The organism is Streptomyces sp. NPDC053665, from assembly GCF_055585285.1.
In genome coordinates this window covers 190,367-210,501 of record NZ_JBVJKK010000005.1, presented here as the reverse complement: position 1 = coordinate 210,501, position 20,135 = coordinate 190,367, and the positions used below count along the sequence as shown (strand labels likewise).

Annotated in this window: 18 protein-coding genes; 9 read left to right on the top strand and 9 right to left on the bottom strand. The window is 68.4% G+C overall.

All coding sequences use genetic code 11. The annotated features are described in order from the left end of the window. Positions 1 to 123: 123 nt before the first annotated feature. The 3 genes from ACZ6ZN_RS21040 to ACZ6ZN_RS21030 all read right to left on the bottom strand — a co-directional run bounded on the left by ACZ6ZN_RS21040 (position 124) and on the right by ACZ6ZN_RS21030 (position 3,290). Positions 124 to 1,389: an MFS transporter gene (locus ACZ6ZN_RS21040; protein WP_469648338.1), complete on the bottom strand. Its 1,266-nt coding sequence runs from the start codon at positions 1,387 to 1,389 to the stop codon at positions 124 to 126. A gap of 89 nt (positions 1,390 to 1,478) precedes the next feature. Next, complete coding sequence (locus ACZ6ZN_RS21035; RefSeq protein ID WP_451875965.1) at positions 1,479 to 2,561, bottom strand: inositol-3-phosphate synthase; 1,083 nt, start codon at positions 2,559 to 2,561, stop codon at positions 1,479 to 1,481. Positions 2,562 to 2,606: 45 nt separating this feature from the next. Continuing rightward, positions 2,607 to 3,290 carry a PadR family transcriptional regulator gene (locus ACZ6ZN_RS21030; protein ID WP_398109185.1) on the bottom strand — a complete coding sequence of 228 codons (684 nt, stop codon included), beginning with the start codon at positions 3,288 to 3,290 and terminating at the stop codon, positions 2,607 to 2,609. Positions 3,291 to 4,056: 766 nt separating this feature from the next. On the opposite strand from ACZ6ZN_RS21030, the gene ACZ6ZN_RS21025 reads away from it, so the two are divergent. Further along, positions 4,057 to 6,327 (top strand): transglycosylase domain-containing protein, encoded by a 2,271-nt coding sequence (locus ACZ6ZN_RS21025; protein WP_469648333.1) that lies wholly within the window; start codon positions 4,057 to 4,059, stop codon positions 6,325 to 6,327. 122 nt (positions 6,328 to 6,449) lie between these two features. Further along, the gene (locus ACZ6ZN_RS21020; RefSeq protein ID WP_469648925.1) at positions 6,450 to 7,961 is read left to right on the top strand and encodes a glycosyltransferase family 87 protein; all 1,512 of its coding nucleotides are present in this window, start codon (positions 6,450 to 6,452) and stop codon (positions 7,959 to 7,961) included. 78 nt (positions 7,962 to 8,039) lie between these two features. Here ACZ6ZN_RS21020 and ACZ6ZN_RS21015 read toward each other — a convergent pair whose 3' ends face one another. From ACZ6ZN_RS21015 to ACZ6ZN_RS21005, 3 genes are all read right to left on the bottom strand, one after another. Continuing rightward, positions 8,040 to 9,071 carry an alanine racemase gene (locus ACZ6ZN_RS21015; RefSeq protein WP_398109187.1) on the bottom strand — a complete coding sequence of 344 codons (1,032 nt, stop codon included), beginning with the start codon at positions 9,069 to 9,071 and terminating at the stop codon, positions 8,040 to 8,042. A 163-nt stretch (positions 9,072 to 9,234) separates the two neighbouring features. Continuing rightward, positions 9,235 to 10,356 carry a peptidoglycan bridge formation glycyltransferase FemX gene (gene femX, locus ACZ6ZN_RS21010; RefSeq protein ID WP_398109188.1) on the bottom strand — a complete coding sequence of 374 codons (1,122 nt, stop codon included), beginning with the start codon at positions 10,354 to 10,356 and terminating at the stop codon, positions 9,235 to 9,237. A 163-nt stretch (positions 10,357 to 10,519) separates the two neighbouring features. Next, the gene (locus ACZ6ZN_RS21005; protein WP_398109189.1) at positions 10,520 to 10,825 is read right to left on the bottom strand and encodes a hypothetical protein; all 306 of its coding nucleotides are present in this window, start codon (positions 10,823 to 10,825) and stop codon (positions 10,520 to 10,522) included. A gap of 264 nt (positions 10,826 to 11,089) precedes the next feature. Between ACZ6ZN_RS21005 and rpsF the strand changes: the two genes are divergently transcribed. The 4 genes from rpsF (at position 11,090) to rplI (ending at position 12,783) form a co-directional block, all read left to right on the top strand. Further along, positions 11,090 to 11,380, top strand: coding sequence for a 30S ribosomal protein S6 (gene rpsF / locus ACZ6ZN_RS21000; protein ID WP_003991486.1), 291 nt, complete (start codon positions 11,090 to 11,092; stop codon positions 11,378 to 11,380). 71 nt (positions 11,381 to 11,451) lie between these two features. Continuing rightward, the gene (locus tag ACZ6ZN_RS20995) at positions 11,452 to 12,036 is read left to right on the top strand and encodes a single-stranded DNA-binding protein (RefSeq protein ID WP_398109190.1); all 585 of its coding nucleotides are present in this window, start codon (positions 11,452 to 11,454) and stop codon (positions 12,034 to 12,036) included. 45 nt (positions 12,037 to 12,081) lie between these two features. Next, positions 12,082 to 12,318 (top strand): 30S ribosomal protein S18, encoded by a 237-nt coding sequence (rpsR, locus tag ACZ6ZN_RS20990; protein ID WP_003949403.1) that lies wholly within the window; start codon positions 12,082 to 12,084, stop codon positions 12,316 to 12,318. Positions 12,319 to 12,336: 18 nt separating this feature from the next. Further along, the gene (rplI, locus tag ACZ6ZN_RS20985; RefSeq protein WP_398109191.1) at positions 12,337 to 12,783 is read left to right on the top strand and encodes a 50S ribosomal protein L9; all 447 of its coding nucleotides are present in this window, start codon (positions 12,337 to 12,339) and stop codon (positions 12,781 to 12,783) included. Between the two features lie 174 nt (positions 12,784 to 12,957). Here rplI and ACZ6ZN_RS20980 read toward each other — a convergent pair whose 3' ends face one another. Beyond that, complete coding sequence (locus ACZ6ZN_RS20980; RefSeq protein ID WP_469648328.1) at positions 12,958 to 14,295, bottom strand: MATE family efflux transporter; 1,338 nt, start codon at positions 14,293 to 14,295, stop codon at positions 12,958 to 12,960. Positions 14,296 to 14,755: 460 nt separating this feature from the next. Here ACZ6ZN_RS20980 and dnaB point away from each other — a divergent pair, with 460 nt between their 5' ends. Then, the gene (gene dnaB, locus ACZ6ZN_RS20975) at positions 14,756 to 16,234 is read left to right on the top strand and encodes a replicative DNA helicase (protein WP_398109193.1); all 1,479 of its coding nucleotides are present in this window, start codon (positions 14,756 to 14,758) and stop codon (positions 16,232 to 16,234) included. A gap of 80 nt (positions 16,235 to 16,314) precedes the next feature. After that, a complete protein-coding gene (locus tag ACZ6ZN_RS20970; RefSeq protein ID WP_469648325.1) occupies positions 16,315 to 17,703 on the top strand; it encodes a serine hydrolase domain-containing protein in 1,389 nt (462 codons plus the stop codon). A gap of 56 nt (positions 17,704 to 17,759) precedes the next feature. Here the strand turns inward: ACZ6ZN_RS20970 and ACZ6ZN_RS20965 are convergent, their stop codons facing one another. Both ACZ6ZN_RS20965 and ACZ6ZN_RS20960 read right to left on the bottom strand, forming a co-directional pair. Beyond that, positions 17,760 to 18,212: a GNAT family N-acetyltransferase gene (locus ACZ6ZN_RS20965; protein WP_398109195.1), complete on the bottom strand. Its 453-nt coding sequence runs from the start codon at positions 18,210 to 18,212 to the stop codon at positions 17,760 to 17,762. Positions 18,213 to 18,253: 41 nt separating this feature from the next. Further along, entirely contained in the window at positions 18,254 to 18,718 is a 465-nt protein-coding gene (locus ACZ6ZN_RS20960; RefSeq protein ID WP_398109196.1) for a MarR family winged helix-turn-helix transcriptional regulator, read from the bottom strand. A 141-nt stretch (positions 18,719 to 18,859) separates the two neighbouring features. Between ACZ6ZN_RS20960 and ACZ6ZN_RS20955 the strand changes: the two genes are divergently transcribed. Then, complete coding sequence (locus ACZ6ZN_RS20955) at positions 18,860 to 20,068, top strand: MFS transporter (RefSeq protein ID WP_469648322.1); 1,209 nt, start codon at positions 18,860 to 18,862, stop codon at positions 20,066 to 20,068. Positions 20,069 to 20,135 lie beyond the last annotated feature (67 nt).

The window sequence follows — 20,135 nt, the reverse complement described above, 5'->3', positions numbered from 1 at the left end:
GGGGTCCCCCTAGAAACGCGCGATGAGTGACGCGAACATGTCGCGAGATAAGACGCACGTAAGTTATCGGTCCCCACCGACAACGCAGTAGCCAGGGAAGGCTCTGTGGCATTGATGTGACACTTACCGGCGGACAGATCGGGCCATAGCAGCAGCTACTGCCGCGTAGATAACGGCGATCGTGATCACCAGAGGCACGGACCGGCCGTCCGGCGGCAGCATCAGGGCGGCCACGGCGGCTGCTCCGACGAAGAAGACGTTGAACAGCACGTCGTAAACGGAGAAGATCCGGCCACGGAAGCCGTCGTCGACGGACGACTGGACGATGGTGTCCGTGGCGATCTTCGCGCCCTGTGTCGTCAGGCCCAGCACGAAGGCAGCGGCCAGCAGTGGGACGGCGGCGAACGGCAGTCCCAGGGCGGGCTCCAGCAGTGCCGCGGCCCCCGCACACGCCACGATCCAGCGGCCCGGGCCGAGCCGGCCCGCGACCCAGGGTGTCACCACGGCCGCCGCGAAGAAGCCGGCGCCGGAGACGCCCAACGCCAGCCCCAGCAGTGCCAGTCCGTCATCGGTCGTCGAAGTGAGGGCGTACCGGCAGAGCATCAGCAGCATGACCAGCAGGGCGCCGTAGCAGAACCGCATGAGCGACATCGCCGCCAGGGCCCAGGCGGCCTCCCTGCGGGCCGGGGCGGCCAGATGGCGCACGCCGGCCGCCAGGTCCCGGGCGGTGCCGGAGAGGGCCGTCCTGATCCGCTGCGGCTGTCCGTCCCGCTTGTCGGGACCGAGGAGGTCGCGGGTCATGCTCAACGACGCGGCGGAGGCGCACAGATACAGCCCCGCCGCCACGAGCACGACGACCGCGTCCGAGTCCACCGTCGCGAGGCGTACGACGAAGGCGATCCCGCCGCCGGCAGTCGCGGCGAGGGTTCCGGCCGTCGGGGACAAGGAGTTGGCGACGACGAGCCGGTCCGCGTCGACCACGCGCGGCAGGGCGGCGGACAGACCAGACAGGACGAAGCGGTTGACGGCCGTGACGCACAGGGCCGAGACATAGAAGAGCCAGTCCGGAGCGGGGCTGAGCATGAGCAGGGCCGTCGCCATGGCCAGCAGGGCCCGCAACAGGCTGCCGAACAGCAGGACCTGACGGCGCCTCCAGCGGTCCAGCAGGACACCGGCGAAGGGTCCGACGAGCGAGTACGGGAGCAGCAGCACCGCCATCGCGGAGGCGATGGCGGCCGCCGAGGTCTGCTTCTCGGGGGAGAAGACGACATAGGCGGCGAGCGCCACCTGGTAGACACCGTCGGCCCCCTGGGACAGCAGGCGCACGGCGAGCAGGCGTCTGAACCCCTGGAAACGCAACAGGACCCGCAGGTCACGGACGACGGCCATGGGCCCCAGCCTCACATACGGGGAGGGGCCCCGGGTCATGCGACCCGGGGCCCCTCACAGCCCTGGCAGGAGCGATCAGTTGTGGCGCGTCAGCGCTCGACCTCGCCCTTGATGAACTTCTCGACGTTCTCGCGAGCCTCGTCGTCGAAGTACTGCACGGGCGGGGACTTCATGAAGTAGCTCGACGCCGACAGGATCGGGCCGCCGATGCCGCGGTCCTTGGCGATCTTCGCGGCGCGCAGGGCGTCGATGATGACGCCGGCCGAGTTCGGGGAGTCCCAGACCTCGAGCTTGTACTCGAGGTTCAGCGGGACGTCACCAAAGGCGCGGCCCTCGAGGCGGACGTAGGCCCACTTGCGGTCGTCCAGCCAGGCCACGTAGTCGGACGGGCCGATGTGGACGTTGCCCTCGCCCAGCTCGCGGTCACGGATCTGGGAGGTGACGGCCTGCGTCTTGGAGATCTTCTTCGACTCGAGGCGGTCGCGCTCGAGCATGTTCTTGAAGTCCATGTTGCCGCCGACGTTCAGCTGCATCGTGCGGTCCAGGATCACGCCCCGGTCCTCGAAGAGCTTCGCCATGACGCGGTGCGTGATGGTGGCGCCGACCTGGGACTTGATGTCGTCACCGACGATCGGGACGCCCGCCTCGGTGAACTTGTCGGCCCACTCCTTGGTGCCGGCGATGAAGACCGGGAGGGCGTTGACGAAGGCGACCTTGGCGTCGATGGCGCACTGGGCGTAGAACTTCGCCGCGTCCTCGGAGCCCACGGGCAGGTAGCAGACGAGGACGTCGACCTGCTTGTCCTTGAGGACCTGGACGACGTCGACCGGCTCCTCGGCGGACTCCTCGATGGTCTCGCGGTAGTACTTGCCGAGACCGTCGAGGGTGTGGCCGCGCTGGACCGTCACGCCGGAGTGGGGCACGTCGCAGATCTTGATGGTGTTGTTCTCGGAGGCGCCGATGGCGTCCGCCAGGTCGAGACCGACCTTCTTGGCGTCCACGTCGAACGCGGCGACGAACTCGACGTCGCTGACGTGGTAGTCGCCGAACTGGACGTGCATCAGGCCCGGCACCCTGGACGCCGGGTCGGCGTCCTTGTAGTACTCGACTCCCTGCACCAGCGATGCGGCGCAGTTGCCCACACCGACGATGGCTACGCGGACCGAACCCATTCCGGTTGCTCCCTGTGTGTACGAGTGAGGCCCATCAGCGGGCTCTCACGTGGCGGTGTCGCCGGGCGTATCCGGCCGGGGGTCGTCCCCCGGCCGGGGCAGGCCGCCCGGCGCTCCAGATGTGGTGTCGCGCGATGCGGGCTCCCCGGTGGCGGAACCCTTCAGGTCCCGTCCCGCCCGCTCGCTCTCGATGAGCTCGTTCAGCCAGCGCACCTCGCGTTCCACGGACTCCATCCCGTGGCGCTGGAGTTCGAGCGTGTAGTCGTCGAGACGCTCCCGGGTCCGGGCCAGGGAGGCGCTCATCTTCTCGAGGCGCTCCTCCAGCCGGCTGCGGCGCCCCTCCAGCACGCGCATGCGCACGTCGCGTGACGTCTGCCCGAAGAAGGCGAAACGGGCCGCGAAGGTCTCGTCCTCGTACGCGTCGGGACCCGTCTGCGAGAGCAGTTGCTCGAAGTGCTCCTTGCCCTCCGCGGTCAGCCGGTAGACGATCTTGGCCCGGCGCCCTGCGAGGGGGGCGGCGAGGGCGTCCTCGGCGGTACTGCCCGGCTCCTCGATCAACCAGCCGTTGGCGACCAGCGTCTTGAGGCAGGGGTAGAGCGTCCCGTAGCTGAAGGCCCGGAACACCCCCAGTGACGTGTTGAGACGCTTGCGCAGCTCGTAGCCGTGCATCGGAGACTCGCGGAGCAGGCCGAGTACGGCGAACTCGAGGATCCCGGAACGCCGGCTCATCGTCGCCTCCTCTCTGCCGCGGTGCGCGTGTATCGGTCCGATGCGTCGGACCGATGTGTCGTGCCGATGTATCGACTCGATACATCACGACGATAGAACGGCCTTCCGGATGCGACAAGAGGGGGGGTGGTGAACGGGATCACATCACCGATTCGTCGGACACTACTTGCCTGATTTGAGGTGAACTTGGGGGCTCGGCAGGTTTTGGCGGTGCGTAGTCTGTGCGCCATGCACATCGCCGGGAACCGAGTGACGCCTGTGGGCGTCGTGGTCCTCGGTGTAGTACGGGTGCATGCGGGACCGATGAATACCGAGCCCACCGCATCCGTACTTCGGGGGGACCGGAAACAAGCCGCCGTTTCCAGGCGCGCAGGGGTGCGCCTGCCCGAGGAGTAGTCGTTCGATGAGCGAGCACCGTCGCAAACCGCCGCAGCCGCAGGGAGGCGGACGTGCCGCGGCCCGACGCGGCCAGTCCGGCTCGTCCTCCGGCCGCCGCGCGGCACCGCGAGGCGCAACCGGGTCTCCGTCCGACTCCTATGGGTCGGGTTCTCTCGGCTCGGGGGGTGAGGAGCGTCAGTACGGCGGCCGTGCAGAGGCCCGGCGTGCGGCGCAGAAAGGCACCGGCGGCGGCAGCCGCCGCCGTGCTGCCGAACCGGCCCGGGGCGGCCGGCGCGCCGCTCCGGCAGGAGGCCGCGCCGCAGCCGTTTCCGACCGGAAGCGGCTGGTCGACTACCCGCGGGCCGGGAAGTACGGCTGGCAGCGCTGGATGCCCTCCTGGAGGCTCGTCTCCGGCCTCTGCATCGGCTTCCTGGGCAGCCTGGTGGCCGTGGCGGGCATCGGGTACGCCATGGTGAGCGTCCCCAACGAGGAGAACGCGGCGGCCCTGTCGCAGAACAACGTCTACTACTGGGCCGACGGCAGCCAGATGGTCGCGGCGGGCAGTGGCACCAACCGGCAGAATGTCACGATCGAGCGGATCCCGCCGGCCATGCGGTGGGCCGTGATCTCGGCCGAGAACAAGAGCTTCTATCAGGACAGCGGCGTCGACCCCATGGGTATCGCCCGCGCCCTGGCGAACATGGCCCGGGGCGGTGACACGCAGGGCGGTTCGACGATCACGCAGCAGTTCGTCAAGAACACCTACCTGAGCCAGGAGCAGACGCTCTCCCGCAAGTTTAAGGAGATGTTCATCTCCATCAAGGTGGGCACCAAGCTCTCGAAGGACAAGATCCTCCAGGGCTACCTGAACACCTCGTACTACGGCCGTGGCGCCTACGGCATCCAGGCGGCCGCGCAGACGTACTACGGCAAGGACGCGGACCGGCTCTCGCCGAGTGAGTGCGCCTTCCTCGCCGCCCTGCTGAAGGGGCCGACGTACTACGACCCCGCGGGCAACGAGGGCCTCGACCCCAATGCGACCAAGGACGCCAACCGCAAGCGGTCGGAGGAGCGCTGGGGCTGGATCCTCGAGCAGATGCACAACGACGACAAGCTGACGGACGAGCAGTACCAGAAGGCGATCAGCAAGTATCCCGAGCCCCAGGGTCGCAAGGCGACCAAGGGAATGAGCGGCCAGATCGGCTACCTCGCGGACACGGCCAAGAAGTACGTCCTGAACCACTCAAACATCTCGGAGAAGCAGTTCGACCAGGGCGGCTACCAGATCAAGACGACCTTCGTGAAGAAGAACGTCGAGGCTCTGACCGCCGCCGTGAAGAAGGTCGAGAAGCAGCACATCAACCCGAAGCGTGAACTCGACAGGCACGTTCAGTTCGGTGCGGCCTCGGTGAAGCCGAAGGACGGTGCGATCGTCGCCCTCTACGGCGGAGCGGGCTACGAAAAGGGTCACTTCAACAACAACGCCGACACCTCGGGCGTCCCCGTCGGCTCCACCTGGAAGCCGTTTGTGCTCGCCGCCGCAATGGAGCACGGAACGTACCGCAGCGACGGTCCTCTCTCGCCGCTCAGCAAGTACAACGGCAACGACCATCTCAAGGTCAGGAACAACGACGGCACCTACGTCCTGAAGAAGGACAACACGCCGTTCTTCCAGGAGAACGAGAGTGACCACCCCTGGGGCTACATCACCCTGCGCAAGGCGATGGAGCAGTCGGTCAACACCCCCTTCGTGCAGCTCGGTATGGACGTGGGGATGAAGAACGTGCGAGACCTGGCCGAGAAGTCCGGCATTCTGGACGCCAGCTTCGCGACTCTGGACCCGTCGTTCGCCCTCGGGACCTCGACCCCCAGCGCAATCCGTATGGCTGACGCATACGCGACGTTCGCCGCCGCCGGTAAGCAGGCAGCCCCCTACTCGGTGACCAGCGTCAAGTACGAGGGACGGGACGTCCCCGGCTTCGAGAAGCCGCGCGTGACGCAGGCCATGCCGGAGAACGTCGCCAACAACGTCACCGACGTGCTGGAGAACGTGATCCAGAACGGCACGGGCAAGAACGCCCTGAGCCTGGGGCGCACGGCTGCCGGCAAGACCGGTACGACGGACGAGAACAAGTCCGCCTGGTTCGTCGGTTACACCCAGCAGCTGTCGACGTCCGTTGCGATGTTCCGCGAAGACCCCAAGAGCGCCAAGTTGCTGTCCATGAACGGCACCGCCGGTGTCGAGTCCATCCACGGTGGTGACATCCCCACCCTCGTGTGGACCGAGTACATGAAGGCCGCTCTCAAGGGCAAGGCTGACCTCGGTTTCCCGGAGCCCGAGAAGATCGGAACCGTCCAGGACGCCCTCGGCGCCCCCACGCCCAAGCCGACTCCCAGTGAGCAGCCCAGTCAGACGCCGTCCGAGACGCCGAGCGCCACGCCCAGCGAGACGCCGACGTCTCCGTCGCCCACACCGAGCGACACCTGCGGCTTCTTCGGCTGTGAGGAAGACGGAGGCCAGGAGAACGGCGGCCAGGACAACGGCGGCACGGACGGAGGCATCACCGCTCCGCCGACAGGACCCACCGAGACGAACGACGACGGTGGCAACAACAGAGGAAACGGCAACGGAGGCATCTTCGGAGGCCCCAACGGCTAGCCGGACAAACGCCCGGCTTGGGTGTTTCACGTGAAACGCGAAGGTGTTTCACGTGAAACGAGGGCCGCCGCACCCACCCGGGTGTGGCGGCCCTCGGCGTATGGCCGGACTCGTACGGCAGGATGTGCGGCATGCCCAGTGCAGAATCGACGCGAGCAGGCGTCCACGAGCCGGAGCCGGTGCTGCCGACCAAGGAGGACGCGGTCGCCGCGGCCGGCAGTGAGCTGATCGGCGGCCCGATCGGGCGCCGTGCCCTGCTCGGGACGTCGTGGTGGACTCCGGTGCGAGTGATCGCGCTGGTGGCGATCGGCATGTTCGTTCTCGGCCTGGTCCAGAAGGCCCCTTGCTACAACGGCGCCTGGTTCTACGGCGCCAGCTCGCAGTACACGCATGCCTGCTACTCGGACATCCCGCACCTCTTCCAGGGGCGTGGCTTCGCCGACGGACTCGTGCCGTACTTCGACCGGCTCCCCGGTGACATGCAGTACCTGGAGTACCCGGTGCTGACCGGTGTCTTCATGGAGGTCGCTTCCTGGCTCACGCCCGGCAGCGGCACCATCCAGGACCAGGAGCAGTGGTACTGGATGGTCAACGCCGGGATGCTGATGGCCTGCGCGGCGGTCATCGCCGTCTGCGTGACCCGTACGCACGCCCGGCGCCCGTGGGACGGTCTGCTCGTCGCCCTGGCGCCCGCGTTCGCATTGACGGCGACCATCAACTGGGACCTGCTGGCGGTCGCTCTGACGGCCGCGGCGATGCTGATGTGGTCGCGAGGCCGGGCCCTCGCGTTCGGCGTCCTGCTGGGGCTGGCGACGGCCGCCAAGCTCTATCCGTTCCTGCTCCTCGGGCCACTGCTGGTGCTGTGCTGGCGCGCGGGGAGGTGGCGGGAGTTCGGGACGGCCCTGGGCGGCGCGGTCGTCGCGTGGGTCGTGGTGAATGGTCCGGTGATGCTGTTCGCCTTCGAGGGCTGGTCGAAGTTCTACACCTTCAGCCAGGAGCGGGGCGTCGACTTCGGGTCCTTCTGGCTGATCATGGCGCAGAACTCGGACGACCCGCTCAGTACCGAGACCGTGAACACGCTCGCCACACTGCTGATGCTGGTGTGCTGCGCGGCCGTCGCGGTGCTGGGGCTGACGGCGCGGCGCCGCCCCCGGTTCGCCCAGCTCGCCTTTCTGATCGTCGCGGCGTTCATCCTCACCAACAAGGTCTACTCGCCGCAGTACGTCCTGTGGCTGGTGCCGTTGGCCGCTCTCGCCCGGCCGAAGTGGCGGGACTTCCTGATCTGGCAGGCCTGCGAGGTGGCGTACTTTCTGGGGATCTGGCTGTACCTCGCGTACACGACCAGCGGAGAGGCCCACAAGGGGCTGCCCACCGACGGCTACCACTGGGCCATCGGCCTGCATCTGCTCGGGACGCTCTACCTCTGCGTCATGGTGGTGCGTGACATCCTCCGGCCGGACCGCGACCCGGTGCGCAGGTCCGGCGACGACGATCCCTCGGGCGGCGTGCTGGACGGAGCCGAGGATGTCTTCGTCGTGGGCCCGGCGGCCCGGCCGAAGCGGCAGGAGGTGGCCCGGTCCCAAGGACCTGCGGTCGACTGGGGACGACAGGGAGCCACGGGCGGTTCGCTCTGAGCGAACGTCCTTCGAGGGCTGGGAAAGCGAGAAGGCCGGACACGGGGAACCGTGCCGGCCTTCTCGCCGAGTGTCCCGTCAGCGGTCCATGAGCCGGTCGAACTGGGTGGTGGTGTGCCGCAGGTGGGCCACCAGCTCATCGCCGACCTTCGGCTCGGGCGCGTCCGCCGGCACGAACAGGATCGACACCTGCATGTGCGGCGGTTCGGCGAACCAGCGCTGCTTGCCGCCCCACACGAACGGCGAGAGGTTCCGGTTCACCGTCGCCAGGCCGGCCCGGGCGACGCCCTTGGCGCGCGGCATGACGCCGTGCAGCGCCTTGGGGGCTTCCAGACCCACCCCGTGCGACGTTCCGCCCGCCACGACCACCAGGAAGCCGTCCGAGGCCGCCTTCTGCTGCCGGTAGCCGAAGCGGTCGCCCTTGGCGACGCGGGTGACGTCCAGGACCGCGCCGCGGTACTCGGTGGCGTCGTGGTCCCCGAGCCACAGCCGCGTGCCGATGCGCGCCCGGAACCGGGTCTGGGGGAACTGCTGCTGCAGCCGGGCGAGGTCCTCGGCCTTGAGGTGGCTGACGAACATCGTGTGCAGCGGCAGGCGCGCGGCCCGGAGCCGGTCCATCCAGCCGATGACCTCCTCGACGGCGTCCGAGCCGTCGGTGCGGTCCAGCGGAAGGTGGATGGCGAAGCCCTCCAGGCGGACGTTCTCGATGGCGGAGTGCAGCTGGGCGAGGTCCTGCTCGCTGATGCCGTGCCGCTTCATCGAGGACATCACCTCGATCACCACACGGGCGCCGACGAGGCCGTACACACCGTCTATCGAGGAGACGGAGCGGATCACCCGGTCCGGCAGCGGTACGGGCTCCTCACCGCGCCGGTACGGCGTCAGCACCAGCAGGTCGCCGCCGAACCAGTCCTTGATCCGGGCGGCCTCGTAGGTCGTGCCGACGGCCAGCACGTCCGAGCCCAGGCGGGTGGCCTCCTCAGCCAGCCGTTCGTGCCCGAAGCCGTAGCCGTTGCCCTTGCAGACCGGCACCAGGCCGGGGAACTGCTCCTGCACGTGCTTGTGGTGCGCCCGCCAGCGCGCGGTGTCGACGTAGAGCGTGAGCGCCATGGCCGGACCTGGAACCTTTCTCGTGGTTGCCGTGAATCGGCGATGCGGTGGATCGGCGATGCGATGGATCAACGATCGCGGTGGATCACGATCGCGGTGGATCAGCGGTGCCGCAGGGCGGTGGCCGCCGCGGGCCGGGAGTGGGGAGGCACCGAAGGGCGCGTCACCGGCGCGACATATACATGTCGAGCGCCTTGTGCAGCAGCTTGTTCAGCGGGAAGTCCCACTCGCCGAGGTACTCGGCGGCCTGGCCGCCCGTGCCCACCTTGAACTGGATGAGCCCGAAGAGGTGGTCGGTCTCGTCCAGCGAGTCGGAGATGCCCCGCAGGTCGTAGACCGTGGCGCCCAGCGCGTAGGCGTCGCGCAGCATCCGCCACTGCATGGCGTTCGAGGGCCGGACCTCGCGGCCGATGTTGTCGGAGGCCCCGTAGGAGTACCAGACGTGCCCGCCGACGATCAGCATGGTCGCCGCGGAGAGGTTCACACCGTTGTGCCGGGCGAAGTACAGGCGCATGCGGTTGGGGTCCTCGGTGTTGAGGGCCGTCCACATGCGCTGGAAGTACGACAGGGGGCGCGGACGGAAGTGGTCGCGCACGGCCGTGATCTCGTACAGGCGCTGCCATTCCTCGAGGTCCTGGTAGCCGCCCTGGACGACCTCGACGCCGGCCTTCTCGGCCTTCTTGATGTTGCGGCGCCACAGCTGGTTGAAGTTCTTGTGGACCTCTTCCAGGGACCGGTTCGCCAGCGGCACCTGGTAGACGTAGCGCGGCTGGACGTCGCCGAAGCCGGCGCCGCCGTCCTCGCCCTGCTGCCAGCCCATGCGACGCAGCTTGTCGGCCACCTCGAAGGCACGCGGCTCGATGTGGTCGGCCTCGATGTCGCGCAGGCGCTTCACGTCGGGGTTCTGGATGCCCTGCTTGATGGACGCGGCCTCCCAGCGCCGGATGATCACCGGCGGGCCCATCTTCACCGAGAAGGCGCCCTGCTGCTTCAGGTGAGCCAGCATCGGCTCGATCCATTCCTGCAGGTTGGGCGCGTACCAGTTGATGACCGGGCCCTCGGGCAGGTAGGCGAGGTAGCGCTTGATCTTGGGCAGCTGCCGGTAGAGGACCAGGCCCACACCCACCAGCTCGCCGGTGCGGTCGTCGAACCAGCCGAGGTTCTCCGAGCGCCACTCGGCCTTGACGTCAGCCCAGGCCGGGACCTGCATGTGGCTCGCCGACGGCAGGCTCTGGATGTATGCCAGATGCTGCTCTCGACTGATGGTCCTCAGGGTCAGGCTCATTCGGGGCGCTCCTCGGGCTGGTGTGTCCCCATGGGTTCAGGGGCTCCGGCTCTCGCGCGAAGCCTACTGCGCCGTGGGAGCGCGTCGTCTGGGCGTACGAATCTCCGCCCCGGCGCGAGGCCGGCCGGGGCGGGATCCGGTGTGCGAAAAGGAGTGCTCGGTGTCAGCCGATGAGGCCGCCGTGCGCCATGCCCAGGAAGAACCCGACCCCCGATGCGCCGAGGCCCAGGATGAGGCCGAAGCGCTCCCGGGTCGTCTCCGAGATCCACTGGCCGTACGCACCGGTGAGGATGCCCACCAGACCGGCCCAGGAACTGAGAATGTGCAGGTCGTCCTCGATGATCGCCGTGAGGAAGGCGGTGAGGCCCAGCACCAGGGTCACGGCGAGGAGGGCGTCCTGGAGAGGGTGGGGCTTTCCGTCCGTGGCGAGAAGGCCGCCGCCGGTGTTGGGTCGCAATGCCTGTGCCATAGGGCACCTCCTGCGAAAGTCGGCGCATCGTAGCGCCATACACACCCGATGTGTACAGATTGGCTGCCCCGGCGGCCGGATTTCAACCGGAAGCCACCGGGCGGGTAGTGTGTACCGTCTGCACCGGTGTCTGCCCATGCCATGGCGAGGGCTTCTCCACAGGACCCCTGATTGTCAGTGGTGGCCGATACCGTTGCGTACGCATCACAACCCTCCTGCCACGGAACGACCGTGGCCGCTGAGTCCAAAGGAGGTGGGTTCCACATGCGTCACTACGAGGTGATGGTCATCCTCGACCCCGACGTCGAGGAGCGCGCTGTCTCCCCGCTGATCGAGAACTTCCTCTCTGTCGTCCGTGACGGCGGCGGAAAGGTCGAGAAGGTCGACACCTGGGGTCGTCGTCGTCTCGCGTACGAGATCAAGAAGAAGCCCGAGGGCATCTACTCGGTCATCGACCTGCAGGCCGAGCCTGCGGTCGTCAAGGAGCTCGACCGCCAGATGAACCTGAACGAGTCGGTCCTCCGGACCAAGGTCCTCCGTCCCGAGACCCACTGAGCCTCCCCGCTCAGCTGATCCCGGGATTCGAGTAGCAAGCAGCCAGAGCAAACCCGCCGAGAGGTTCCCCCATGGCAGGCGAGACCGTCATCACGGTGGTCGGCAATCTTGTCGACGACCCCGAGCTGCGCTTCACCCCCTCCGGTGCGGCCGTCGCGAAGTTCCGTGTCGCGTCCACTCCCCGCACCTTCGACCGCCAGACGAACGAGTGGAAGGACGGCGAGAGCCTGTTCCTGACCTGCTCGGTCTGGCGTCAGGCGGCGGAGAACGTCGCCGAGTCGCTCCAGCGAGGCATGCGCGTCATCGTGCAGGGCCGGCTGAAGCAGCGGTCCTACGAGGACCGTGAGGGCGTCAAGCGCACGGTCTACGAGCTGGACGTCGAGGAAGTCGGCGCCAGCCTGCGCAACGCCACGGCCAAGGTCACCAAGACCACCGGCCGGGGTGGCCAGGGCGGCTACGGCGGTGGCAGCGGCGGCGGCCAGGGTGGCGGCGGCTGGGGCGGCGGCCCCGGCGGCGGTCAGCAGGGCGGCGGCGCTCCCGCCGACGACCCGTGGGCGACCGGTGCTCCCGCCGGTGGCAACCAGGGCGGTGGCGGCGGCTGGGGTGGAAACTCCGGCGGCGGTGGCGGCGGCTACTCGGACGAGCCCCCCTTCTAGGGACCGGCTCGCACCCACACTTCTTGATCACACAGGAGAAACACCATGGCGAAGCCGCCTGTGCGCAAGCCGAAGAAGAAGGTCTGCGCATTCTGCAAGGACAAGGTCACGTACGTGGACTACAAGGACACGAACATGCTGCGGAAGTTCATTTCCGACCGCGGCAAGATCCGTGCCCGCCGCGTGACCGGCAACTGCACGCAGCACCAGCGTGACGTCGCCACGGCCGTGAAGAACAGCCGTGAGATGGCGCTGCTGCCCTACACGTCCACCGCGCGATAAGGGAAGGGTGACCGACACATGAAGATCATCCTCACCCACGAGGTCTCTGGCCTCGGTGCCGCCGGCGACGTCGTCGACGTCAAGGACGGTTACGCTCGCAACTACCTGATCCCGCGGAAGTTCGCTATCCGCTGGACCAAGGGTGGCGAGAAGGACGTCGAGCAGATCCGTCGTGCTCGCAAGATCCACGAGATCCAGACCATCGAGCAGGCCAACGCTGTGAAGGCCCAGCTCGAGGGTGTCAAGGTCCGTCTGGCCGTCCGCTCCGGCGACGCCGGTCGTCTCTTCGGTTCCGTCACGCCGGCCGACATCGCTTCGGCGATCAAGGCTTCCGGTGGCCCCGAGGTCGACAAGCGCCGCATCGAGCTCGGCTCGCCGATCAAGACGCTGGGCGCCCACACGACGTCCGTGCGTCTGCACCCCGAGGTTGACGCCAAGGTCAGCATCGAGGTCGTCGCGGCCTGAGTGCCGCCCTCACTGACGAAGTGAGCGAGGGGGCCGCATCCTTCGGGATGCGGCCCCCTCGTCGTGTCGGCTGTGAGCTGGTTTCACGTGAAACACCGTCCTCGGCGGACCGATGCTCAACAGTGGGCCGGTGCTCGTTTCACGTGAAACGCGCCCTCGGCTTTCCCTGAGTTGTCAGCGCGTCGCGCCCGTCACGATCCAGCGGCCCGACCGGCTTCGCAGCCACAGGGTCAGCATCCTGACGATCATCATCAACGTCATCGTGACCCAGAGGGCGGTGAGTCCACCGCCGAGCACCGGGACCAGCAGGGCGGCCGGTGTGAAGACCGCCAGCGTGACCAGCATGGCCCACGCCAGGTAGGGGCCGTCACCGGCGCCCATGAGGACACCGTCCAGGACGAAGACGATCCCGGAGATCGGCTGGGAGAGGGCGACGATGATCAGGGCGGGCAGTGCCACGTCCTTGACCGCCGGATCGCTGGTGAACAGAGGCAGGAAGACCGGCCGGGCGGCGACCACCAGAACACCGAGAATGACTCCGACGGCGATTCCCCACTCCACCATGCGGCGGCACACGGCACGGGCGCCCTCGGCGTCACCGGCTCCGAGGTAACGCCCGATGATGGCCTGCCCGGCGATGGCGATGGCGTCCAGGGCGAAGGCCAGCAGACTCCACAGGGAAAGGATGATCTGGTGGGCGGCGATGTCGGCGTCCCCGAGCCGGGCGGCGACCGCCGTAGCGATCATCAGGATCGCGCGCAGGGAGAGGGTACGCACCAGCAGGGGCACACCGGCCTGCGCCGAGGCCCGGATCCCGGCTGCGTCGGGTCGCAGGGAGGCACCGTGCTTGCGGGCTCCTCGCAGGACGACCGCGAGGTAGACGCCGGCCATGCTGCACTGGGCGATGACCGTGCCCCACGCGGAACCGGCGATGCCCAGGTCGGCGCCGTAGACGAGCCCCACGTTGAGAGCGCCGTTGGCGACGAAGCCGGCGACGGCGACATAGAGCGGCGTCTTGGTGTCCTGCAGGCCGCGCAGAACACCGGTCGCGGCCAGGACGACGAGCATGGCGGGGACGCCGAGGATGGAGATGCGCAGGTAGGTCGTCGCGTACGGGGCGGCCGCGTCGGACGCGCCGAACAGGTCGACGAGGTGCGGTGCCGTCGGCAGAGCAGCGGCGACGACAGCGGCGCCGAGAAGCAGGGCCAGCCAGATACCGTCCATGCCTTGTCGGATGGCGGCCGGGAGGTCATCGGCGCCCACGCGTCGGGCGACCGCCGCGGTGGTGGCATAGGCGAGGAAGACGAAGACGCTGACCGCGGTCATCAGCAAGGCCGAGGCGACGCCGAGTCCGGCGAGTTGTGCGGTGCCCAGATGGCCCACGATGGCGGTGTCGGCCATGAGGAACAGGGGCTCGGCGACGAGCGCGCCGAAGGCCGGAACGGCCAGCGCGACGATCTCTCGGTCGTGCTGTCTGCGGCCGGTTGGGCGGCGCTCGGGGGCCTGTGTCATGTGCACCAATCTAATCGTCCACAGGTAAGAGATGCAAAGGTTCTCCGACCCTTACTTGGCCTCCTGTCGTGCGTACTGCTGTGCACCATTCGAAGCGATCTTGCTCCGCCGGGGAAAGTTTTTCTTCTGCACAGCCGGTGGACGGCAAAGTCGCAGGTCAGCTGGTTGAGGAGAGCGGCGGTTGGAGCTTGTTCACAGGACTGTCCACCGGGTCGTGCACAGGTTTCGTGGAGTTCTCCACAGCATCTGGGCCGTCGTCCACATGGCCTGTGGATAACCAGATTGGCTGACGGTGCCGACGGGCCTACGGTGGTCCGGCGCCCGCTCCGTCCGCCGGTTTTCAAAACACCACAAAACCGGCCTCCGTCAACCGGAGTTGGGCCTCTCATTTGTCAGTGCCGTGCCGTAGAAAGAAGGGGCACGGCGAGGTCTGCTGCGGCGGACGGGAGGAGGTGGCTCGGTGAGCATTTCCGAGCCCTTGGACGACCCGTGGGCCGACAGCGGTCCCAGTGATCGTCTGCCCGCCTCCCGCCGACGCGGTGACGGAGCGCGGGGCCGCGAGGAGCAACACGAGCGCGGCAGGGACAACGGATGGGACGGCGGCTCGGCCCCGTCGTTCGAGCGGGTACCCCCCCAGGACATCGACGCGGAGCAGTCCGTCCTCGGCGGCATGCTCCTGTCCAAGGACGCCATCGCCGACGTCGTCGAGATCCTCAAGGGACACGACTTCTACAAGCCGGCTCACGAGACGATCTACCAGGCCGTCCTCGACGTCTACGCCAAGGGCGAGCCGGCCGACCCCATCACGATCGCTGCCGAGCTGACCAAGCGCGGCGAGATCAACAAGGTCGGCGGGGCCTCGTATCTGCACACCCTCGTCCAGACGGTACCCACGGCGGCGAACGCCGCCTACTACGCGGAGATCGTCCACGAGCGGGCGGTGCTGCGCCGTCTCGTCGAGGCGGGCACGCGCATCACGCAGATGGGATACGCGGCGGACGACGACGTCGACGAGATCGTCAACCGCGCCCAGGCAGAGGTCTACGCGGTCACCGAGCAGCGCACCAGCGAGGACTACCTCCCGCTGGGAGACATCATGGAGGGCGCGCTCGACGAGATCGAGGCGATCGGATCGCGCAGCGGTGAGATGACGGGTGTGCCGACGGGCTTCACCGACTTCGACTCGCTGACCAACGGTCTGCACCCGGGGCAGATGATCGTCATCGCCGCGCGTCCTGCCATGGGTAAGTCGACGCTCGCACTCGACTTCGCCCGGGCGGCGTCGATCAAGAACAACCTGCCGAGCGTGATCTTCTCCCTCGAGATGGGGCGCAACGAGATCGCGATGCGCCTGCTGTCCGCCGAGGCCCGCGTCGCCCTGCACCACATGCGGTCCGGCACGATGACGGACGAGGACTGGACCCGCCTGGCTCGGCGGATGCCGGACGTCTCGGCCGCACCCCTCTACATCGACGACTCGCCCAACCTGTCGATGATGGAGATCCGCGCCAAGTGCCGGCGCCTGAAGCAGCGCAACGACCTGCGACTGGTCGTCATCGACTACCTGCAGCTGATGCAGTCCGGCGGTTCCAAGCGAGCCGAGAGCCGCCAGCAGGAGGTCTCGGACATGTCCCGTAACCTCAAGCTGCTCGCCAAGGAGCTGGAGATCCCGGTCATCGCGCTCTCCCAGCTGAACCGTGGCCCCGAGCAGCGTACGGACAAGAAGCCGATGGTCTCCGACCTGCGTGAGTCGGGCTCCATCGAGCAGGACGCCGACATGGTCATCCTGCTGCACCGCGAGGACGCCTACGAGAAGGAGTCCCCACGCGCGGGTGAGGCCGACCTGATCGTGGCCAAGCACCGTAACGGCCCGACGGCAACGATCACGGTGGCCTTCCAGGGCCACTACTCCCGTTTCGTGGACATGGCGCAGACCTGATCGCCGGGAATGGGGAGAACCCGCTCCGCCCGCGGTGAAATGGAGTCGACTCCGGGCCCGTCGGCGGGTGGACTGGGGGCATGACGACACCTCAGGAAGAGCTGCTCCCCGGCACGCGTCGGGCGTTGCTGCATCGGATCGCCGTGGCCCAGACCGAGGGGCGGGCACCCTCGCTCGTCGCGGCCGTCGTGCGTGACGGGCGGGCGGTGTGGCACGGGAGCAGGTCCTCGGTGGAGGGGCACGCGCCCGATGAGAACACGCAGTACCGCGTCGGCTCGATCACCAAGACCTTCACCGCCGTTCTCGTGATGCGCCTGCGTGACGAAGGGCTGGTGGGGCTCGACGATCCCCTGGAGAAGCACCTGCCGGGCACCGGCGCCGGGGAAATCACGATCGCCCAACTGCTGGCCCACACCGGCGGGCTGGCGGCCGAGTCCCCCGGGCCGTGGTGGGAGCGCACTCCCGGATCCCTCCGGCCGGAACTGTCCGACGTCCTCGGCGAGCAGCCCCTGGTCCACCCCGTCGGTCGACGGCACCACTACTCGAACCCTGGCTACACGCTCCTGGGCGCGCTCGTGGAAGAGGTGCGCGGGACGTCCTGGGAAGAGGCACTACGGCGGGAAGTGCTCGAACCGCTGGGACTGAACCGAACCGGCGTGCGGCCGGAAGCCCCCCACGCGAGTGGCTGGGCCGTGCACCCCTGGGCGGACGTACTGCTGCCCGAACCGGCCGAGGATCTCGGGCGGATGGCCCCGGCCGGCCAGCTCTGGTCCACGACGGGGGATCTGGCCCGGTTCGCCTCCTTCCTGGTGCGGGGCGACGACCGGGTGCTGAGCGCCGAGTCCCTGCGGGAGATGCGGACACCGGCGGCACCCGCAGAGGCGGCGGACGTGATGTCCGGTGACGCCTACGGCCTCGGCATGCAGATCCAGGGACGGCACGGCCGGCTCCTCGTCGGGCACTCGGGCTCCCTGCCGGGGTTCCTGGCCACCGTGACCATCAGCGTGGAGGACGATGCCGCGGCGGTCGTCCTGGCCAACTGCACCTCCGGCCCGGCGGTGGCCACGGTCGCCGCCGACCTGGTCCGGATCGTGGCCGAGGCCGAGCCGCGCATCCCCGTCCCTTGGACGCCGCTGCGCCAGGCCGATCCGACGGTGCTGGAGCTGGCAGGTCAGTGGTACTGGGGAACGTATGCCTTCGCTCTGCGCTTCAGGTCCGACGGACTGGCCTCGCTGGAGCCGCTGTCCGGCAGCGGCCGCCGTTCAAGGTTCCGGCCGAACGGTGACGGCTCCTGGACCGGTCTGGAGGGTTATTACGCCGGCGAGCTGCTGAAGATCGTGCGAGGGGGTGACGGGCGCGTCGACCATCTCGACGTGGGGTCGTTCGTGTTCACACGGCAGCCCTATGAGCAGGGAGCCGAGGTGCCGGGCGGGGTCGACGCCGGCGGGTGGCGCGGGATCGATCGGTAGGCGTAAGGACGGGGGCCGCTGTTTCACGTGAAACAGCGGCCCCTTCCCATGTTCGGTCAGAGCTGGAGCTTGAAGCCCGTGTGCGAGGCTTCGAAGCCGAGCCGCTCGTAGAAGCGGTGGGCGTCGACGCGGGTCTTGTCGGAGGTCAGCTGAACCAGCTGGCAGCCCTGCTCGCGGGATGTGTCGATGGCCCATTCGATGAGCTGAGTGCCGAGGCCGCTGCCCCGTTCGTCGGCGTGGATACGCACACCTTCGATGATCGACCTGGTGGACCCCCGCCGGGACAGTCCGGGGATGATCGTCAGCTGGAGCGTGCCGACGACCCTGTTCTCCCGGACCGCCACCACCACGTGCTGGTTCGGATCGGCGCTGAGCCGCTCGAGTGCCGTCAGGTACGGCGTCAGGTCGTCCGGTGATTCCCGGCGGGCACCCAGGGGGTCGTCCGCGAGCATGGCGACGATCGCCGGGACGTCGTCGGCGACGACAGGACGTATTTCAAGATCTCCCATAGCGGCACCCTACGCAGGTGGACCGCTGTCCGGCCCCCTTTTCAGGCCGGTACCGGGGCCTTCAGCGTCTCGACGACCCGGACCAGGGGAGCCAGCTCGGGGTTCTTCGCCGCCTCGTCGAGAGCCTCACGCAGAGCGGCGTCGTTCGTGGGCCGTGCCGCCTCGAGCAACGCCAGACCCGCCTCGGTGACGTTCGTGTAGATGCCCCGGCGGTCGGTGGGGCAGAGGTAGCGCTCCAGGAGTCCGCGGTCCTCGAGTCGGGTGACCAGGCGCGTGGTGGCGCTCTGGCTGAGGACCACCGCGTCCGCCACCTGCTTCATCTGCAGATGGCCCCCCTCGCCGTCGTGCTGTCGGCTGAGTACGTCCAGCAGGGAGTATTCGCGCGCACTCAGGTCGTGCTGGGCCTGTAGGGCGCGCTCGATGTGGGCCTCGATCCTCCCGTGAAGCAGGGAGAGGGCGCACCACCCCTGGGCGAGAGCGGTGAGCGCGGGGTCCGTCGCTGTCATTGGCGTTTCCTCCGTCCCGAGCGGCTGTCTTCCAGGATAGGGCAACGCCGCAATAGACGGCGGTTGCATATAGCCCGCGTGTGCAACTATTGTGGACGCACGCAAAGCGCTCCTGCAATCTTCTGGGAAGGTAACCCCTCCATGCCTCTCGCGCTTCTGGCCCTCGCGATCGGGGCCTTCGGGATCGGAACGACAGAGTTCGTGATCATGGGCTTGCTGCCCGAGGTCGCTGCCGACTACGGGGTCTCCATCCCCACCGCCGGGTACCTGGTGACCGGGTACGCGCTCGGCGTGATGTTCGGCGCTCCGCTGATGACCGTGCTCGGCACCAAGGTCTCCCGCAAGCGGATGTTGATGCTGCTCATGGGCCTGTTCATCGCCGGCAACCTGCTCTCGGCCGTCGCCCCGACCTTCTCCGTCATGCTGCTCGGGCGGATCGTCGCCTCGCTCGCCCACGGCGCCTTCTTCGGCATCGGTTCGGTGGTCGCGGCCGACCTCGTCGCCCCGCACAAGCGGGCCGGGGCCATCGCGATGATGTTCACCGGTCTGACCGTGGCCAACGTCGTCGGAGTCCCGCTGGGCACACTCGTCGGTCAGTCCATCGGCTGGCGGGTCACCTTCGCCATCGTGGCCGCCCTCGGCGTGATCGGCCTGGCCGGCATCGCCCGGCTCGTCCCCGACATGCCCAAGGCGGAAGGCGTGCACCTGCGGCACGAGCTGGCCGCCCTGAAGAACGTGCAGGTGTTGCTTGCGATGGCGATGACCGTCCTCGGCTTCGGCGGAGTCTTCGCGGCCATCACCTACATCGCGCCGATGATGACCCACGTCGCCGGCTTCGCCGACGGCTCGGTCACCTGGCTGTTGGTCCTCTTCGGCCTCGGCATGGTCGGCGGCAACCTGGTCGGCGGCAAGTTCGCGGACCGCGCCCTGATGCCCATGCTGTACGTCTCCCTGGGCGCTCTGGCCGTCGTGCTGGCGCTGTTCACACTCACCGCCCATGACAAGGTGCTCTCCGCCGTCACCATCGCCCTGATCGGTGCCCTCGGTTTCGCCACCGTGCCGCCGCTGCAGAAGCGGGTTCTCGACCAGGCACACGGAGCTCCCACCCTGGCCTCGGCCGTGAACATCGGCGCCTTCAACCTCGGCAACGCCCTGTCCGCCTGGCTCGGCGGCATCGTGATCGCCGCGGGGCTCGGCTACACCGCCCCCAACTGGGTGGGTGCCGCTCTCGCCGCTGCCGCCCTGGTCCTGGCCGTTCTCTCGGCCGCCCTGGAACGCCGCGGCAGCACCTCCGCCCCTGTCGTCGAGGGGCCCGCTTCCGCCGGGCAGCGGGTCAGCGTCCACCAGTGAGCATGCGGGCCGCCCAGGCCCACCTCGTCCCCTCCACCTGTTCGGCCACTCTTCAGGAGAAACACCT

What these genes read in the sequence shown, in the direction of transcription:
- ACZ6ZN_RS21040 (WP_469648338.1), bottom strand. Translation starts at nt 1,389, where the DNA reads ATGGCCGTCGTCCGTGACCTGCGGGTCCTGTTGCGTTTCCAGGGGTTC.
- ACZ6ZN_RS21035 (WP_451875965.1), bottom strand. Translation starts at nt 2,561, where the DNA reads ATGGGTTCGGTCCGCGTAGCCATCGTCGGTGTGGGCAACTGCGCCGCA.
- ACZ6ZN_RS21030 (WP_398109185.1), bottom strand. Translation starts at nt 3,290, where the DNA reads ATGAGCCGGCGTTCCGGGATCCTCGAGTTCGCCGTACTCGGCCTGCTC.
- ACZ6ZN_RS21025 (WP_469648333.1), top strand. Translation starts at nt 4,057, where the DNA reads ATGCCCTCCTGGAGGCTCGTCTCCGGCCTCTGCATCGGCTTCCTGGGC.
- ACZ6ZN_RS21020 (WP_469648925.1), top strand. Translation starts at nt 6,450, where the DNA reads ATGTGCGGCATGCCCAGTGCAGAATCGACGCGAGCAGGCGTCCACGAG.
- ACZ6ZN_RS21015 (WP_398109187.1), bottom strand. Translation starts at nt 9,071, where the DNA reads ATGGCGCTCACGCTCTACGTCGACACCGCGCGCTGGCGGGCGCACCAC.
- femX (WP_398109188.1), bottom strand. Translation starts at nt 10,356, where the DNA reads ATGAGCCTGACCCTGAGGACCATCAGTCGAGAGCAGCATCTGGCATAC.
- ACZ6ZN_RS21005 (WP_398109189.1), bottom strand. Translation starts at nt 10,825, where the DNA reads ATGGCACAGGCATTGCGACCCAACACCGGCGGCGGCCTTCTCGCCACG.
- rpsF (WP_003991486.1), top strand. Translation starts at nt 11,090, where the DNA reads ATGCGTCACTACGAGGTGATGGTCATCCTCGACCCCGACGTCGAGGAG.
- ACZ6ZN_RS20995 (WP_398109190.1), top strand. Translation starts at nt 11,452, where the DNA reads ATGGCAGGCGAGACCGTCATCACGGTGGTCGGCAATCTTGTCGACGAC.
- rpsR (WP_003949403.1), top strand. Translation starts at nt 12,082, where the DNA reads ATGGCGAAGCCGCCTGTGCGCAAGCCGAAGAAGAAGGTCTGCGCATTC.
- rplI (WP_398109191.1), top strand. Translation starts at nt 12,337, where the DNA reads ATGAAGATCATCCTCACCCACGAGGTCTCTGGCCTCGGTGCCGCCGGC.
- ACZ6ZN_RS20980 (WP_469648328.1), bottom strand. Translation starts at nt 14,295, where the DNA reads ATGACACAGGCCCCCGAGCGCCGCCCAACCGGCCGCAGACAGCACGAC.
- ACZ6ZN_RS20970 (WP_469648325.1), top strand. Translation starts at nt 16,315, where the DNA reads ATGACGACACCTCAGGAAGAGCTGCTCCCCGGCACGCGTCGGGCGTTG.
- ACZ6ZN_RS20965 (WP_398109195.1), bottom strand. Translation starts at nt 18,212, where the DNA reads ATGGGAGATCTTGAAATACGTCCTGTCGTCGCCGACGACGTCCCGGCG.
- ACZ6ZN_RS20960 (WP_398109196.1), bottom strand. Translation starts at nt 18,718, where the DNA reads ATGACAGCGACGGACCCCGCGCTCACCGCTCTCGCCCAGGGGTGGTGC.
- ACZ6ZN_RS20955 (WP_469648322.1), top strand. Translation starts at nt 18,860, where the DNA reads ATGCCTCTCGCGCTTCTGGCCCTCGCGATCGGGGCCTTCGGGATCGGA.